The organism is Sphingomonas sp. SDUR79 (assembly GCF_056821745.1).
Genome location: NZ_JBPDIN010000001.1, coordinates 3,021,697 through 3,036,050, shown reverse-complemented (window position 1 = coordinate 3,036,050; position 14,354 = coordinate 3,021,697). Strand labels below are relative to the sequence as shown.

Sequence of the window (14,354 nt, the reverse complement as noted above, 5' to 3'; positions counted from 1 at the left end):
CTACTCGCCCGCAACGGGCAGCGCCTCGATCATCACCAGCGCCTGTGCCCAGGGGTGGTCGTCGGTCAGCGTCAGATGCACCTTCACGACGTGACCCGGTGGCGTCATCGCGTCAAGCCGCGCCTTGGCACCCCCGGTCAGCGCCAGCGTCGGCGCACCCGACGGCGCGTTGACCACGCCGATATCGCGCATTAACACGCCAGACTTGAAACCGGTCCCGACCGCCTTCGAAAAAGCTTCTTTGGCAGCAAAACGTTTCGCGAGCGTTGCGGCATAGTTCATTGGCCGCCGCGCCGCCTTGCGCAGCTCGACCTCGGTAAACACGCGCTGCTCGAACCGCATCCCGAACCGGTCGAGCGAGTTCTGGATCCGCTCGATGTTGCACAGGTCCGATCCGATGCCGATGATCATAAAGCTCCCCTCCCGCTTGCGGGAGGCGCTGGGGGAGGGCCTGTCAACATGCCGCGCGCCGGGTGGAGGAGGACAGGCCCTCCCCCGACCCCTCCCGCAAGCGGGAGGGGGGAAAGGCTGCCGCTACTCACCGCGCAGCATCCATCAGGTCGCGCATCCGCTTCACCACCGGGGCGAGCCCCTCAAAGATCGCCTCGCCGATCAGGAAATGCCCGATATTCAGTTCGGCCAGCTGTGGGATCGCCGCGATCGGCACGACATTGTCGAACGTCAGGCCATGCCCGGCATGCACCTCGATCCCGTTCTTCGCCGCCAGCGCCGCGGCATCGGCGATGCGGCGCAGCTCGGCGGTCTGCGCCTCACCCTCCAGCTCGCAATAGCGGCCGGTGTGCAATTCCACGACCGGCGCGCCCAGCCGGATCGCCGCCTCGATCTGTGCCGGATCGGGCTCGATGAACAGCGACACACGGATATTCGCCCCCTTGAGTTCGCTCACCATCGGCGCGAGCACATTATGCTGCCCCGCCGCGTCCAGCCCGCCTTCGGTCGTGCGCTCCTCGCGCCGCTCGGGCACGATGCACGCGGCGTGCGGGCGATGGCGCAGCGCGATCGCCAGCATCTCGTCGGTCGCCGCCATTTCCAGGTTGAGCGGGATGGTCAGCTCCGCCGCCAGCCGCGCGATATCGTCGTCGGTGATGTGCCGCCGGTCCTCGCGCAGATGCGCCGTGATCCCGTCCGCCCCGGCCTCTGCCGCAAGCAGCGCCGCCCGCACCGGATCGGGATAGCCGCTCCCACGCGCATTGCGCACCGTGGCGACATGGTCGATGTTCACGCCAAGGCGCAGGTGCCCCATCATACGGCCGCCCGGCTGCCCGGCTTGATCGCCGGGATCGCCGCCAGCTCGGGCGGGAGCGCGTCGGCCGCATAGCTCGGCACGTCGAGGCGGATCAGCGGGAAGAAGGGGACGCCCAGATCGGCGGTGCCGTTGGAGCGATCGACTAGCGACGCGGCGGCGATCACCTCGCCCCCGGCCTCCGCAATCGCCTTCATCGCCTCACGCGATGACAGGCCGGTGGTGACGACGTCTTCCATCATCAGTACCTGCTGCCCCGGGGTCAGGCGAAAACCGCGCCGCAGCTCGAAGGTGCCGGTGGGCCGCTCGACGAACATCGCGTCGACATCGAGCGCGCGGGCGACTTCCTGTCCCGCAATCACCCCGCCCATCGCCGGGGACACGACCGCGGTGATCCGCGAACGCAGCTCGGCGGGAATCTTCGCCGCCACCGCCTGTGCCAGTCGCGCGGCGCGGCGCGGGTTCATCAGCACGCGGGCGCATTGCAGGTAACGTGGGCTGCGCAGCCCCGATGACAGGATGAAATGCCCTTCCAGCAGCGCCTCTGCCACCCGGAATTCGCCCAGCACCTCGTCTTCGGTCACGCCGTCATCCCCGCTCTTGTCGTTGGCCGAGCATCTAGGGTCCGGGCAGTCCCCCCGCAACTACGGTATCAAAAAGAGCGGCGGACAGCTTGAGGCGTGCGCGCGAGGTGCTATAGGCCAGCCTCGACGGGCGAATTGCGTCCGCGCGACCGGAAAAGCCGGCGCCCCCGTACAGGGGCCAGAAGGACAGGGGTTTATTGAGACGATGCGCATGCATGGATTGAAGGCGATCGTGCTGGCTGCGGGCCTCGCGCTCGCCGGGGGCATGGCCCAAGCACAGACCGCGCCCGCCGCGCCAGAGGCAGTGGCAGCGACTCCGGCGGAGGCACCCGCTGCGACGGCCCCCGCCGATGCGGCGGCTCCGGCTCCGGCGAAGGTCGCCGACCCCACGCTCAACCCCGACGGCACGCATAAAAATGGGCCGGTCGCCGGCATCGGCATGCCGGTCGACGGCAAGCTCGGCATTCAGCCGCAGGCGACGAAGCTGGGTGAGAGCGCGGCGGGCTTCCACAACAACATCCTGCTCCCGATCATCACCGCGATCTCGATCTTCGTGCTGTTCCTGCTGGTCTGGACCATCGTTCGCTATCGCCGCAAGGCCAACCCGGTCCCGTCGAAGACCAGCCATAACACGATGATCGAAATCATCTGGACCGCGGTGCCGGTGCTGATCCTCGCCTTCATCGCCTGGCCGTCGATCGCGCTGCTCGCCAAGCAGTTCAAGCCCGCGCCCGACAATGCCGTGACGATCAAGGCGATCGGCAATCAGTGGTACTGGTCGTACGAATATCCCGACCATGGCGGCATTTCGATCACCGCCAACATGCTCAAGGAACAGAGCGAGGTTAAGGCCGGCGAGCGCTTCCGCACCGATGTCGACGGCCCGCGCCTGCTCGCGGTCGACAATCGCATCGTCGTGCCGGTCGGCACCCCGATCCGCCTGATCGCCACCGCCAATGACGTGATCCACAGCTGGGCGGTTCCCGCCTTCTGGATCAAGATGGATGCGATCCCCGGCCGCCTCAACGAAACCAGCTTCACCGTCGACAAGCCCGGCGTCTATTTCGGCCAGTGCAGCGAGCTGTGCGGCGCGCGTCACGCGTACATGCCGATCGTGGTCGAGGCGGTGAGCCCCGAGGTCTTCGCGCAGTGGATCGCGGCCAAGGGCGGCACCATGCCGTCGGCCAACAAGCCCTCTGCCGCCACGCCGGCTCAGCCGGGTAGCGATGCCGCCGACGACACCGCGACTCCGGCGAACGGCATCGTTCCCGCTGGCAACGCCACCGTCGACGCGACCGCCGCGGGCGCGACCACCAATCAAGCCGCCACCGGCAACACGGACAATTGAGCATGACCGACGCAGCACGCGACGCGCACGCCTTTCAGGCACATGACGACCACCATCACGACGCGGATCACAAGCCCGCATTCTTTGCGCGCTGGTTCCTGTCGACCAACCACAAGGACATCGGCACGCTGTACCTGATCTTCGCGATCATCGCGGGGATCATCGGCGGTGCCATCTCGGGCGTGATGCGCCTCGAGCTGGCTGAACCCGGCATCCAGCATCTCGGCTGGATTGCGGAAATCGTCCATGGCGGTCCGCAGACCTTCGACCAATCGCTCCACTTCTGGAACGTGCTGATCACCGCCCACGGCCTGATCATGGTGTTCTTCATGGTCATGCCCGCCATGATCGGCGGCTTTGGCAACTGGTTCGTGCCGATCATGATCGGCGCGCCGGACATGGCGTTCCCGCGCATGAACAACCTGTCCTTCTGGCTGCTCGTTCCGGCATTCCTGCTGTTGCTGGCCTCGCCCTTTTTTGAGGGCGGCGCAGGCGTGGGCTGGACGGTCTATGCGCCGCTTTCGACTTATGGCGCACCCGGGCCGGCGGTCGACATGGCGATCCTGTCGCTCCATCTCGCCGGTGCCAGCTCGATCCTCGGCGCGATCAACTTCATCACCACCATCTTCAACATGCGCGCGCCGGGCATGACCCTGCATAAGATGCCGCTGTTTGTGTGGTCGGTGCTGATCACCGCCTTCCTGCTGCTGCTCGCGCTCCCGGTGCTGGCCGCCGCGATCACGATGCTGCTGACCGACCGTAACTTCGGCACCACCTTCTACGATCCCTCGGGTGGCGGCGATCCGGTGCTGTACCAGCATCTGTTCTGGTTCTTCGGTCACCCCGAAGTGTACATCATGATCCTGCCGGGCTTCGGTATCGTCAGCCAGATCGTGTCGACCTTCAGCCGCAAGCCGGTGTTTGGCTATCTCGGCATGGCCTATGCCATGGTCGCGATCGGCGTGGTCGGCTTCGTGGTGTGGGCGCACCACATGTTCACCACCGGCATGAGCGTGAACGTGAAGATGTACTTCACCGCCGCGACGATGATCATCGCGGTGCCGACCGGCATCAAAATCTTCTCGTGGATCGCGACGATGTGGGGTGGGTCGATGAGCTTCAAGACCCCGATGGTCTGGGCGATCGGCTTCATCTTCCTGTTCACCGTGGGCGGCGTCACCGGCGTCGTGCTCGCGAATGGCGGCGTCGACGATTACATGCACGACACCTATTACGTGGTCGCGCACTTCCACTATGTGCTCTCGCTGGGCGCAGTGTTCGGCCTGTTCGCGGGCTTCTACTACTGGTTCCCGAAGATGTTCGGGAAGATGTACAGCGAGTTGCTCGGCCAGCTGCACTTCTGGGTGTTCTTCGTCGGCGTGAACGTGCTGTTCTTCCCGCAGCACTTCCTGGGCCTGCAGGGCATGCCGCGCCGCTATCCGGACTATCCGGACGCCTACGCGTACTGGAACGAGATTTCGAGCTGGGGCTATGTGATCATGCTGGCGGGTATGGCGATCTTCTTCGTCAACCTGTTCTGGTCGCTCGCCGCCGGCAAGAAGGCGCCCGACAATCCCTGGGGCGAGGGCGCAACGACGCTGGAATGGACCCTGTCCAGCCCGCCGCCGTTCCACCAGTTCGAAACCCTGCCGATCATCGATGACGACAAGCATCACTGAGGTCGGCGACGGCTGAAATGCAAAACGCCTCGGAGGAAACTCCGGGGCGTTTTGTTTTTGCGGTCGTGTGTCAGACTAGTCGGTGTCTTGTTCGCGATCCCGTGCGATCCGCGCACTCTCCGCTTTCAGCGGGCGCGACACCGGGCACACCTGCTGCACATAGCCATTCAACGTGTTTGCCAGCGCGTCCGGGATCAGCCGGTAATAGACATATTGCCCGCGCTTCTCGCTGCTGATCAGTCCGGCGTTCTCGAGGATCGACAGATGCTGCGATACCGCTGGCTTCGACATGTCGAACCGCGCGGCAATTTCACCCGCGCTGAGCTCCGCCTCGGAAAGATAGGCGAGAATCTTGCGGCGCGGTGCCGACGCCAACGCTTCGAATACCTTCTGCATCGCTGACAACCTATGGGTTCCTGCGGCGATTGACAACGGCATTTAGATAATTAAGCTATTACCTAATTAATTGAGAGTCGGCCGCCATGACCGTGTTTGACGATGATCCACCGGTGCGCTCCATCGTTGAAGTGCCCGGCTGCTCTCCAGTTTCAGGCGTCGTGCGGTGGGACCCCGAGACCTCGATCTGGAACGGAGGCATGCTCGGCATCGCGCTTGTCGGGGTCCCTCTAACGGTCAGTTGGAGTGCCGTTGCCATCTTCGTCGTGCTCACGGGGGCGACGTTGCTCGCGGGACATAGCGTCGGAATGCACCGCCGATTGATTCATCGGAGTTTCGACTGCCCCCGATGGCTTGAGTTCGCGCTGGTGTATGCGGGTGTTCTGGTGGGTCTGGCCGGACCGATCGGCATGCTCCGCACGCACGACCTGCGCGATTGGGCACAGCGTCAGCCTGACTGCCATCCCTATCTGGCCCACCGCGAATCGATGCTCAAGGATGCATGGTGGCAGCTTCACTGCCGCCTCGTCCTCGATCACCCGCCCGGCTTCGATCCCGGCGCGACGGGCGAGAGTCGTGCCTATCGCTGGCTCGAACGTACTTGGCGCTGCCAACAGCTTCCGCTCGCTCTCGTGCTGTTCACAATCGGCGGGTGGGCGTGGGTGATCTGGGGCGTCTGTCTGCGAGTCAGTGTCTGTGTCAGCGGCCACTGGTTCGTCGGCCATCTTGCCCATCGCCGCGGGCCGCAAAGCTGGCTGGTGCGCGACGCCGGGGTTCAGGCGCATGATGTGCCCTGGGCGGCGATCCCGACAATGGGGGAGGCATGGCACAATAATCACCATGCGTTTCCGGGCTCGGCGCGGATTGGCATCCACCCCGGTCAGAGCGACTGGGGCTATATGTTCATCCTTCTCCTCGCGCGTCTCGGCCTCGCGTGGGACATCCGAACTCCGGCCGGCATGGTGGGACGTCGGGGCAAGCTCGAACCTGTGTTGCCGTGACCCTTCCCCCGCGCTCCAACCGCGCCTATAGCCCCCCACAAATGTCCGTCGCCAACCACGCCCTGACCATCCCCGCCGACTGGCGCGATTTCCTTGCGCTGACCAAGCCGCGCGTGATGAGCCTCGTCGTGTTCACCGGCCTGTGCGGCATGCTCGCGGCACCCGTCGCGATTCATCCGGTGATCGGCTTCACCGCGATCCTGTGCATTGCCTTGGGTGCCGGCGCGGCCGGGGCGCTCAACCAATGGTATGAGGCGGATCTCGACGCGAAGATGAAGCGGACGCAGAGCCGCCCGCTTCCCGCCGGGCGCATGGACCGCCAGTCGGCGCTCCATTTCGGCGTCGGCGTCGCGGCGCTGTCGGTCATCCTGATGGGGCTTGCGGTCAATTATGTCGCGGCCGGCATCCTGCTGCTGTCGATCCTGTTCTACGTGCTGGTCTACACCGTCTGGCTCAAGCGCCGCACGCCCCAGAATATCGTGATCGGCGGCGCGGCCGGGGCGTTTCCGCCCCTGATCGGCTGGGCCGCGGCGACTGGCGATGTCGCGCTGTTGCCCGTGCTGCTGTTTGGCCTCGTCTTCCTTTGGACCCCGCCGCATTTCTGGGCGCTCGCGCTGTTCGTGAAGACCGATTACGCCAATGCCGGCGTCCCGATGCTGCCCGTTGTGGCGGGAGAGAAGGCGACGCGGGTCCAGATCGGGCTGTACACCATTCCGATGGCGGTCGCGGCGATCGCGCCCTGGCCGCTCGGCCTGACCGGCAGCCTCTATGGCATCGTCTCGATCGCCACGACCGTTTTGTTCGGGTTGCTCGCGCTCCATGTCGCAACCCGCATGGCCACCGACAATGATGCGATGAAGCCCGAAAAGCGGCTCTTCGCCTATTCGATCTCGTATCTCTTCATCTTGTTCGGCGCGGTTGCCGCCGATAGGATCATGGCATGACCCCCGACGACCAAGAGCTGATCCAGGCCCGCCAGAAATCGCGTGCCCGCATACTCGCGATCCTGTTGTTCGCCTTCGTCATCCTCGTCTTCGCGATCAGCATCGTGAAGATTCAGGCCGGCATGCCCCTTCGCGCGCAGTGAGAGCCAGATGATCGCAGCCCTCCCCCAGGATCGGAAACTACGCACCGCAATGCTGGCGGTGCTCGGCGTTCTCTTCATGACCGGCCTCGCCTTTGCCAGCGTCCCGCTCTACCGGCTCTTCTGTCAGGTGACCGGCTTTGGCGGCACGACGATGCGCGCCGATGCCGCCCCCGGCGCGGTCGACGGCAAGATCACCGTCGCGTTCGATTCCAATGTGAGCCCGGCGCTGACCTGGAAGTTCAAGCCCGAACTCGCGTCCGACACGATCTCGATCGGCGCGCGCGACATGGCGTTCTACACCGCGACCAACACCGGCACCGTGCCGATCACCGGCACCGCGACCTACAACGTCACGCCCGAGGCCGCGGGCAAATATTTCAGCAAGATCCAGTGCTTCTGCTTCACCGAACAGACGCTCAAGCCCGGTGAGACGGTGCGCATGCCGGTGATCTATTTCGTCGATCCGAAGATCATGACCGATCCGGATACGAAGGACATTCAAAAGATCACGCTCTCCTACACATTTTACCCAGTGGATTCCGCCAAGCCCAAGGGCTAGGGAAGCCGACGAACAACGCCAGAAACGAACAGGGACGGACGATGGCAGGCGCCAAGAACCACGATTTCCACATTCTCCCGCCCAGCCCGTGGCCGATGCTCACATCGTTCGCCGCCCTGTGGCTGGCCGTCGGCGGGCTCATGTTCATGAAAATGAACTTTGAGGAAAACCCGACCGGTCTGTGGGTGATGCTCTCGGGTCTTGCCGCCCTCCTGTTCTGTATGGCGTCGTGGTGGGTCGAAGTGGTGCGCGAGGCAAAGGCCGGCGACCATACCCCCGTTGTCCAGCTCCACCTGCGCTATGGCATGATCCTGTTCATCGCGTCGGAAGTGATGTTCTTCGTCGGCTGGTTCTGGGCATGGTTCGACTTCGCGCTGTTCCCGGTCGCACTGCAGCAGGTCGCAGGCGAGCCCGCCGGGGTGGTCGAAATCGCGCAGGGTATTGCCGCGCAATTCCCGCCCAAGGGCATCGAAGTGCTCGACGCGTTCCAGCTGCCGTTGCTCAACACCTTCATCCTGCTGCTGTCGGGAACGACCATCACCTGGGCGCATCACGGCCTGATCCACAATCAGCGCGGCGGCGCGATGAAGGGTCTGTGGGGCGCGATCGGCGTGGGTGCGGATGACGTGGTCAAAAAGGGCCTGTGGCTGACGATCATCCTCGGCCTGATCTTCAGCTATATCCAATATTACGAATATGCCCATGCGCCGTTCGTGTTCGGCAAGTCGAACTATTCGTCGGCCTTCTACATGGCGACCGGGTTCCACGGCTTCCACGTCATCGTCGGCACCATCTTCCTGATGGTCTGCCTGCTGCGCACCTATCAGGGCGATTTCACCCCGCGCCAGCATTTCGGGTTCGAAGCGGCGGCGTGGTATTGGCACTTCGTCGACGTCGTGTGGCTGTTCCTCTTCGTTGCCGTCTATGTGTGGGGCGGCTGGGGCGCGCCGGTTCACGGCTGATGGACCACACCGCACCTCCGGTGACGGAGTCGGCATTCAAGGGGGCGTGTCCGCAATGCGGCGCGCCCTCTCTGTTTGCGGGCTGGGTCAAGTTTGCCGATCGCTGCCCGAAGTGCGGGCTCGACTATGCCGCCTTCAACGTCGGCGATGGCCCGGCGGCGTTCCTGACGCTGATCGTCGGCACGATCATCGTCGTCCTGTCGGTGTGGCTCGAGCTCGCGGCCGAACCGCCGTTATGGCTGCATTTGCTGATCTGGCCCCCGCTCACCCTGCTGCTGGTGATCTTCAGCCTGCGCTGGGCCAAGGGCGCGCTGCTCGCGCTCGAATATCGCAACGCCGCGCGTGAAGGGCGGCTAAAGGGCCCCGAGGCGTGAAACTGCCGCTGTTCCCCACGATATTGGTCGGCCTAGCCGTCGCGGCGATGATCGGCCTCGGCATCTGGCAGCTCGACCGGCGCGGGGAGAAAGAGGCGCTGATCTCCCGCCTCGCCGCCAACCGCGATCTGCCCGCAATGGCCTTCCCCAGCCCACCGGTCGGGGACGAACACCTGTTCCGCCGCGCCGGGCTGATGTGCCTCGAGGTCGCCGGCTGGACCGAACAGGCCGGGCGCGACGCCAGCGGCAAGAGCGGCTGGCGCCACCTCGCCGACTGCCGCACCGGGGCCGAGGGGATGAGCGTCAAGGTCGACCTGGGCGTCAGCAGCGCCCCCGGCGTGAAGCCGGCATGGAAGGGCGGCCCGGTCACCGGAACCATCACCCACGCCCCCGATTCGACGCCGCTGCTGGCATCGCTGTTCACCAAGCGCCCGCCCCGCAACCTGATGCTCGTCGCCGACGCCCCCGCGCCGGGCCTGTCGGCCAGCGCCCCGCCCGACCCGTCGAGCGTGCCGAACAACCACTTGGCCTATGCGGTGCAGTGGTTCCTGTTCGCGGGCATCGCGGTGGTGATCTATCTGCTCGCGTTGCGCCTTCGCGCGCGTCGCGCCGCATCGCCACCCGCGCCCCCGCAAAGCTAGTCTTTCTTGCCGCATGCCAGCGCGGGGGCTAGTTCCCCCGCCATGCGCTACCAGAGCACGCGCGGCACCGCGCCCGAACTCGATTTCCGTGAAGTCACCCTCGCTGGTCTTGCGAGCGACGGCGGCCTCTACATTCCCGTCGAATGGCCGCGCTTCACCGCCGACCAGATCGCCGACATGGCGGGCCTGTCGTACGTCGAGACGGCGGTGCGCGTCATGGCCCCGTTCGTCGCGGGCAGCCTGACGCAAGCCGAGCTGCGCGACCTGTGCACCCGCGCTTATGGCCGGTTCAGCCATGATGCGGTGACCCCGCTGGTCCAGCTCGACCACCGCCATTTCCTGCTGGAACTGTTCCACGGCCCCACGCTCGCGTTCAAGGATGTCGCCCTCCAGCTGCTCGGGCTGTTGTTCGAAAAGTTCCTGACCGGCACCAACCGGCACCTCACCATCGTCGGCGCGACCAGCGGCGACACTGGCTCCGCGGCGATCGACGCGGTGGCGGGGCGTGAGGGGATCGACATCTTCATGCTCCACCCCAAAGGGCGGGTGAGCGACGTCCAGCGCCGCCAGATGACCACCGTGCTCGCGCCGAACGTCCACAATATCGCGATCGAGGGCAGCTTCGACGATGGCCAGCGCCTCGTGAAGGCGATGTTCAACGACCCCGGCTTCTCGGGCCGCTTCCACGTCACCGCGGTCAATTCGATCAACTGGGCGCGGCTGATGGCGCAGGTGGTCTATTATTTCTACGCCGCCGTCCGCTTGGGTGCGCCGCAACGCGAAGTGGCGTTCAGCGTCCCCACCGGCAATTTCGGCGATGTGTTCGCAGGGTACGTCGCGGCCAAGATGGGGCTGCCGGTCGCCAAGCTGATCGTCGCGACCAACGTCAACGACATCCTCCACCGCGCATTGTCGAGCGGCGACTATTCCGCCGGCACCGTCACCCCGACCGCCGCGCCGAGCATGGACATTCAGGTCAGCTCGAACTTCGAACGCCTGTTGTTCGACCTGGCCGGGCGTGACGGCCCCGCGCTCGCGGCGCAGATGGCCGGATTCGAATCGAGCAAGGCGATGCGCCTGACCAACGCCCAGCAACAGGGCGCGGCATCGCTCTTCGCCAGCGACCGGATCGAGGCCGACGACATGTCGCGCGCCATGGCCTGGGCACATGCCCGCGCCGACGAGGTCCTCGACCCCCACACCGCCATCGGCCTCGCCGCGGCGCAGCGCGTCGCGCTCCCGCCGCACGTGCCGATCGTCACCCTCGCGACGGCCCACCCGGCCAAGTTCGACGACGCGGTCGAGCGCGCCACCGGCATCCGCCCGACCCTGCCCCCCCGCGTCGGCGACCTGTTCGACCGTGAGGAACGCTACGACGTCCTCCCCGCGACGTTCGACGCGATCACCGCTTACGTGGCGGAGCGGGCGACGCCCAAATCCTGATCCATTCCTCCCCTGAGCTTGCTCAGGGGAGGGGGACCGCTCGCGAAGCGAGTGGTGGAGGGGCGGCCGCGCAGACGGCCGTGGACAGCTCGACAAAATTCCGCCCTCTGCGGGGCGGCCCCTCCACCATGCTTCGCATGGTCCCCCTCCCCTTGCAGGGGAGGAATGGTTATGGGGCACGCCATGAACCTCATCACCCTCACCGGCGAGCCCTGGGCCGATTACGGCCTCGTCGACTCAGGCCATGGCCGCAAGCTCGAACGCTATGGCGATTACCGCTTCATCCGCCCCGAGCCGCAGGCGATGTGGGCGCCCGCGTCGCCCGACTGGGACGCGCATGGCGAATTCATGCCCGCGCCCGATGACGAGGGTGGCGGCCGCTGGGTGTTCACCAAACCCGTCCCGCGCGAAGGCTGGCCGCTCGCCTGGAACGAGGCGAAGTTTACAGCCCAAACCACCCCCTTCCGCCATCTCGGCTTCTTCCCCGACATGGCCCCGGTGTGGAGCTGGATGCGCGAACAGACCGCAGGGGTCGACGCGCCCGAGGTCATGAACCTGTTCGGCTATACCGGCGTCGGCACGCTGGCGATGGCGGCAACGGGCGCGAAACTCGTCCATATCGATGCGTCGAAGAAATCGGTCGAGGCGGCCAAGGGCAACGCCGCGCTATCGGGGATGACCGACAAGCCGGTGCGCTGGATCATCGACGACGCCGCCAAGTTCGTCGCACGCGAGGTACGCCGCGGCCGCCGTTATGACGGCATCCTGCTCGACCCGCCCAAATATGGCCGCGGCCCGACCGGCGAAGTGTGGCAACTCGAACGCGACCTCCCCGGCCTGATCGCCGATTGCCGCCAGCTGCTCGACGGTGATTCGCGCTTCCTGTTCCTCACCGTCTACGCGATTCGCATGTCGGCGCTGGCGATTGGCGAGTTGCTCAACCAGCATTTCGCCGACCTCGGCGGCAAGGTGGAATGCGGGGAGCTTGGTGTGCGGGAGGAGGCTCGGGGGCTGGTGCTCCCGACTGCGATCTTTGCGCGGTGGAGCCGGTGATTACCGGAGGCGCTTCGCCTTTGGTCCGATAGGGCGCCCAGCATATTTGCACAGCGCGTTCGCCACGTGCGTCAACTTCAACTGCGTACGGCGCGCCTTCATTGCGCGCGCGATCCGAAGCGCGCGCTCTTTGGGCAATCCCGCGGGGATCCTGACCTTGTAGTGTACGTACCCGAACCTCGGCCGTCGGTTCACCGGTTCAAGGAGCAGTCGGTTACGAGCACAGAAGCGCTTGCGAAGAGCCAGGCGGTCCTTTCTGCCGCCGATCATGCAGTTGGTTGGGATGAAATTCGCCACTTACCCCCGCCCCATCCGCATCGCCGCGCCCGCCACGAACGGGCACCCTGCCACCAGCAACAAGCTCACCGCGCCCAGCAGCTTCACCGCGCTCGGATCATTCCCCATCGCCCCCGCGCCAAAGATCAGCAGCGGCACCGCGAAGGGGAGCATCACCAGCCCCGCCACCGCGCCCGCGCCGCGCAGCCCCGCCGTCAGTGCGGCAGTCGCGACGCCCAAGGCCGCCAGCCCCGGCGTGCCGATTAGCAGGCTGAGCCCCGCCGCCAGCGCCTGTTCCAGCGACAGGTTCAGCAACCCGCTCGCCACCGCGCATGCCAGCAGCAGGGCAGGGGCAAAGCCCAGCCAATGCCCGACGATCTTCGCCGCCGCGACGCTCGCGTCATTCCAGCCGCGCACCGCAAGCTGATCGAGCACGCCGGATTCCAGATCGGGCGCCACCAGTCGCTCGACCGGCAACAGCGCCGCGAGCAGCGCCGCCGCCCAGATCACCCCGCCGCCGATCCGCGCCAGCAATTTCGGCTCCGGCCCAACCGCGAACGGAAACAACACGGCGACCAGCAGGAAAAAGGCGATCGGCAGCGTCAGGCCCCCGGCCGCCCATGCCCGGCGCAATTCCCGCGCGACCAGTGCGCCGAACCCGCTCACGCGCCACCCCCGATCACGATTTCGCCCGCGCCCTGCATCCGGATCGGCAAATGCGTCGCCACCACCGCGATCCCGCCCGCCGCACGATGCGCCGCGATCAGCCCGCCCAGCACCCCGATCGCGCCATGATCCAGGCCATTGGCGGGCTCATCGAGCAGCCAGATCGGCGCGCCGCTCGCCACCACCCGCGCAATCCCGACGCGTTTGCGCTGCCCGGTCGACAGCATGCGCACGGGTACCGGATAGAGGTGCGGCAGTCCGACCGCCTCTAGCGCCCCCGCGACCGCATCGCGCCGCCCATCCAGCCCGGCCCAGAACCGCAACGCCTCGCCAACGGGCAATTCCGGGTCCAGCCCCGCCGCCTCGGCCAGCAGCGCGCGCTCGCCGGTTACCGAAACCCGCCCCGCACTCGGCCGCAACAGCCCCGCAAGGATGCGGATCAAACTCGACTTGCCCGCGCCATTCGGCCCGGTCACCAGCAATCCGCCACCCGGCTCAAGGTTCAGATCGAGTCCCTCGAACAGCATCCGCCCGCTGCGCGCACACGCCACGCCCTCCAGCCGGACGCCGCAATCGCTCACGCGACGCTGTCTTCCAGCGCGTGCATGGCGTCGTCGCTCAGTCCGAAATGATGCCCCACCTCATGCACCACGACATGCGTGACCAGCGCCTCCAGGCTCACGCCGGTCTCGACCCATTCGGCGAGCAGCGGGACGCGGTAGAGGTGGATCGTGTCGGGCTGCGGGATTTCGCCGATCGCGAACCCCTCCTTCTCGCCCACCGGCCGCCCCGAATAGAGGCCGGTCAGCTCGAACGGATCCTCCATCCCCATCTCGCGCAACACGTCCTCGTCCGCGAAGTCCTCGACGATCAGCACGATGTCGGGCAGGTGACTGGCAAACGGCTCGGGAATCCGCGCCAGCGCCGCGCGCGCGAGCGCTTCCATCTGTTCGGCACTTGGCGCAAAGGTCTCGGTCACAGCGGTCATGGCCCCGGCTATGCCGCACTGAACTGCGGAGGG

At 66.1% G+C, this 14,354-nt stretch carries 18 protein-coding genes; 11 read left to right on the top strand and 7 right to left on the bottom strand.

Annotation, left to right across the window (positions count from 1 at the left end; all coding sequences use genetic code 11):
* The 3 genes from acpS to pyrE all read right to left on the bottom strand — a co-directional run bounded on the left by acpS (position 1) and on the right by pyrE (position 1,848).
* Entirely contained in the window at positions 1-411 is a 411-nt protein-coding gene (acpS, locus tag ACRYLO_RS14945) for a holo-ACP synthase (RefSeq protein ID WP_482660883.1), read from the bottom strand.
* 127 nt (positions 412-538) lie between these two features.
* Positions 539-1,267, bottom strand: a complete 729-nt coding sequence (locus ACRYLO_RS14940) for a pyridoxine 5'-phosphate synthase (protein WP_482660882.1) — start codon at positions 1,265-1,267, stop codon at positions 539-541.
* Positions 1,264-1,848 (bottom strand): orotate phosphoribosyltransferase, encoded by a 585-nt coding sequence (gene pyrE / locus ACRYLO_RS14935; protein ID WP_482660881.1) that lies wholly within the window; start codon positions 1,846-1,848, stop codon positions 1,264-1,266. The genes ACRYLO_RS14940 and pyrE overlap by 4 nt, the downstream gene beginning before the upstream one ends.
* A gap of 205 nt (positions 1,849-2,053) precedes the next feature.
* Here pyrE and coxB point away from each other — a divergent pair, with 205 nt between their 5' ends.
* Positions 2,054-3,196 carry a cytochrome c oxidase subunit II gene (gene coxB, locus ACRYLO_RS14930; protein ID WP_482660880.1) on the top strand — a complete coding sequence of 381 codons (1,143 nt, stop codon included), beginning with the start codon at positions 2,054-2,056 and terminating at the stop codon, positions 3,194-3,196.
* A 2-nt stretch (positions 3,197-3,198) separates the two neighbouring features.
* Entirely contained in the window at positions 3,199-4,875 is a 1,677-nt protein-coding gene (gene ctaD, locus ACRYLO_RS14925) for a cytochrome c oxidase subunit I (protein ID WP_482660879.1), read from the top strand.
* 75 nt (positions 4,876-4,950) lie between these two features.
* Here ctaD and ACRYLO_RS14920 read toward each other — a convergent pair whose 3' ends face one another.
* Positions 4,951-5,271 carry a metalloregulator ArsR/SmtB family transcription factor gene (locus tag ACRYLO_RS14920; protein WP_482660878.1) on the bottom strand — a complete coding sequence of 107 codons (321 nt, stop codon included), beginning with the start codon at positions 5,269-5,271 and terminating at the stop codon, positions 4,951-4,953.
* 86 nt (positions 5,272-5,357) lie between these two features.
* Here ACRYLO_RS14920 and ACRYLO_RS14915 point away from each other — a divergent pair, with 86 nt between their 5' ends.
* From ACRYLO_RS14915 to ACRYLO_RS14875, 9 genes are all read left to right on the top strand, one after another.
* Complete coding sequence (locus ACRYLO_RS14915; RefSeq protein WP_482660877.1) at positions 5,358-6,272, top strand: acyl-CoA desaturase; 915 nt, start codon at positions 5,358-5,360, stop codon at positions 6,270-6,272.
* Positions 6,273-6,313: 41 nt separating this feature from the next.
* Positions 6,314-7,216 (top strand): heme o synthase, encoded by a 903-nt coding sequence (locus tag ACRYLO_RS14910; RefSeq protein ID WP_482660876.1) that lies wholly within the window; start codon positions 6,314-6,316, stop codon positions 7,214-7,216.
* Entirely contained in the window at positions 7,213-7,359 is a 147-nt protein-coding gene (locus tag ACRYLO_RS14905) for a hypothetical protein (protein WP_294015536.1), read from the top strand. Before ACRYLO_RS14910 ends, ACRYLO_RS14905 begins: the two co-directional genes overlap by 4 nt.
* 7 nt (positions 7,360-7,366) lie before the next feature.
* Entirely contained in the window at positions 7,367-7,918 is a 552-nt protein-coding gene (locus ACRYLO_RS14900) for a cytochrome c oxidase assembly protein (protein ID WP_482660875.1), read from the top strand.
* Between the two features lie 41 nt (positions 7,919-7,959).
* Positions 7,960-8,880 (top strand): cytochrome c oxidase subunit 3, encoded by a 921-nt coding sequence (locus tag ACRYLO_RS14895; protein WP_482660874.1) that lies wholly within the window; start codon positions 7,960-7,962, stop codon positions 8,878-8,880.
* On the top strand, positions 8,880-9,254 hold the full coding sequence (locus ACRYLO_RS14890; protein ID WP_482660873.1) for a DUF983 domain-containing protein: 375 nt from the start codon (positions 8,880-8,882) through the stop codon (positions 9,252-9,254). Before ACRYLO_RS14895 ends, ACRYLO_RS14890 begins: the two co-directional genes overlap by 1 nt.
* Before the next feature lie 47 nt (positions 9,255-9,301).
* Complete coding sequence (locus tag ACRYLO_RS14885) at positions 9,302-9,895, top strand: SURF1 family protein (RefSeq protein ID WP_482661753.1); 594 nt, start codon at positions 9,302-9,304, stop codon at positions 9,893-9,895.
* A 42-nt stretch (positions 9,896-9,937) separates the two neighbouring features.
* Positions 9,938-11,338, top strand: coding sequence for a threonine synthase (gene thrC / locus ACRYLO_RS14880; RefSeq protein WP_482660872.1), 1,401 nt, complete (start codon positions 9,938-9,940; stop codon positions 11,336-11,338).
* Between the two features lie 183 nt (positions 11,339-11,521).
* A complete protein-coding gene (locus ACRYLO_RS14875; RefSeq protein ID WP_482660871.1) occupies positions 11,522-12,391 on the top strand; it encodes a class I SAM-dependent methyltransferase in 870 nt (289 codons plus the stop codon).
* A 297-nt stretch (positions 12,392-12,688) separates the two neighbouring features.
* On the opposite strand, the gene ACRYLO_RS14870 is transcribed toward ACRYLO_RS14875, so the two are convergent.
* The 3 genes from ACRYLO_RS14870 to ACRYLO_RS14860 are packed head-to-tail and all read right to left on the bottom strand — an operon-like array spanning position 12,689 to position 14,321.
* Positions 12,689-13,333, bottom strand: a complete 645-nt coding sequence (locus ACRYLO_RS14870) for a heme exporter protein CcmB (protein ID WP_482660870.1) — start codon at positions 13,331-13,333, stop codon at positions 12,689-12,691.
* Positions 13,330-13,914 carry a heme ABC exporter ATP-binding protein CcmA gene (ccmA, locus tag ACRYLO_RS14865; RefSeq protein ID WP_482660869.1) on the bottom strand — a complete coding sequence of 195 codons (585 nt, stop codon included), beginning with the start codon at positions 13,912-13,914 and terminating at the stop codon, positions 13,330-13,332. Before ccmA ends, ACRYLO_RS14870 begins: the two co-directional genes overlap by 4 nt.
* Positions 13,911-14,321, bottom strand: a complete 411-nt coding sequence (locus tag ACRYLO_RS14860; protein ID WP_482660868.1) for a metallopeptidase family protein — start codon at positions 14,319-14,321, stop codon at positions 13,911-13,913. Before ACRYLO_RS14860 ends, ccmA begins: the two co-directional genes overlap by 4 nt.
* Positions 14,322-14,354 lie beyond the last annotated feature (33 nt).

Bases quoted from the DNA above. Each gene is read 5' to 3' on its own strand.
- acpS (WP_482660883.1), bottom strand. From the start codon at position 411: ATGATCATCGGCATCGGATCGGACCTGTGCAACATCGAGCGGATCCAG.
- ACRYLO_RS14940 (WP_482660882.1), bottom strand. From the start codon at position 1,267: ATGATGGGGCACCTGCGCCTTGGCGTGAACATCGACCATGTCGCCACG.
- coxB (WP_482660880.1), top strand. From the start codon at position 2,054: ATGCGCATGCATGGATTGAAGGCGATCGTGCTGGCTGCGGGCCTCGCG.
- ctaD (WP_482660879.1), top strand. From the start codon at position 3,199: ATGACCGACGCAGCACGCGACGCGCACGCCTTTCAGGCACATGACGAC.
- ACRYLO_RS14920 (WP_482660878.1), bottom strand. From the start codon at position 5,271: ATGCAGAAGGTATTCGAAGCGTTGGCGTCGGCACCGCGCCGCAAGATT.
- ACRYLO_RS14915 (WP_482660877.1), top strand. From the start codon at position 5,358: ATGACCGTGTTTGACGATGATCCACCGGTGCGCTCCATCGTTGAAGTG.
- ACRYLO_RS14910 (WP_482660876.1), top strand. From the start codon at position 6,314: ATGTCCGTCGCCAACCACGCCCTGACCATCCCCGCCGACTGGCGCGAT.
- ACRYLO_RS14905 (WP_294015536.1), top strand. From the start codon at position 7,213: ATGACCCCCGACGACCAAGAGCTGATCCAGGCCCGCCAGAAATCGCGT.
- ACRYLO_RS14900 (WP_482660875.1), top strand. From the start codon at position 7,367: ATGATCGCAGCCCTCCCCCAGGATCGGAAACTACGCACCGCAATGCTG.
- ACRYLO_RS14895 (WP_482660874.1), top strand. From the start codon at position 7,960: ATGGCAGGCGCCAAGAACCACGATTTCCACATTCTCCCGCCCAGCCCG.
- ACRYLO_RS14890 (WP_482660873.1), top strand. From the start codon at position 8,880: ATGGACCACACCGCACCTCCGGTGACGGAGTCGGCATTCAAGGGGGCG.
- ACRYLO_RS14885 (WP_482661753.1), top strand. From the start codon at position 9,302: ATGATCGGCCTCGGCATCTGGCAGCTCGACCGGCGCGGGGAGAAAGAG.
- thrC (WP_482660872.1), top strand. From the start codon at position 9,938: ATGCGCTACCAGAGCACGCGCGGCACCGCGCCCGAACTCGATTTCCGT.
- ACRYLO_RS14875 (WP_482660871.1), top strand. From the start codon at position 11,522: ATGAACCTCATCACCCTCACCGGCGAGCCCTGGGCCGATTACGGCCTC.
- ACRYLO_RS14860 (WP_482660868.1), bottom strand. From the start codon at position 14,321: ATGACCGCTGTGACCGAGACCTTTGCGCCAAGTGCCGAACAGATGGAA.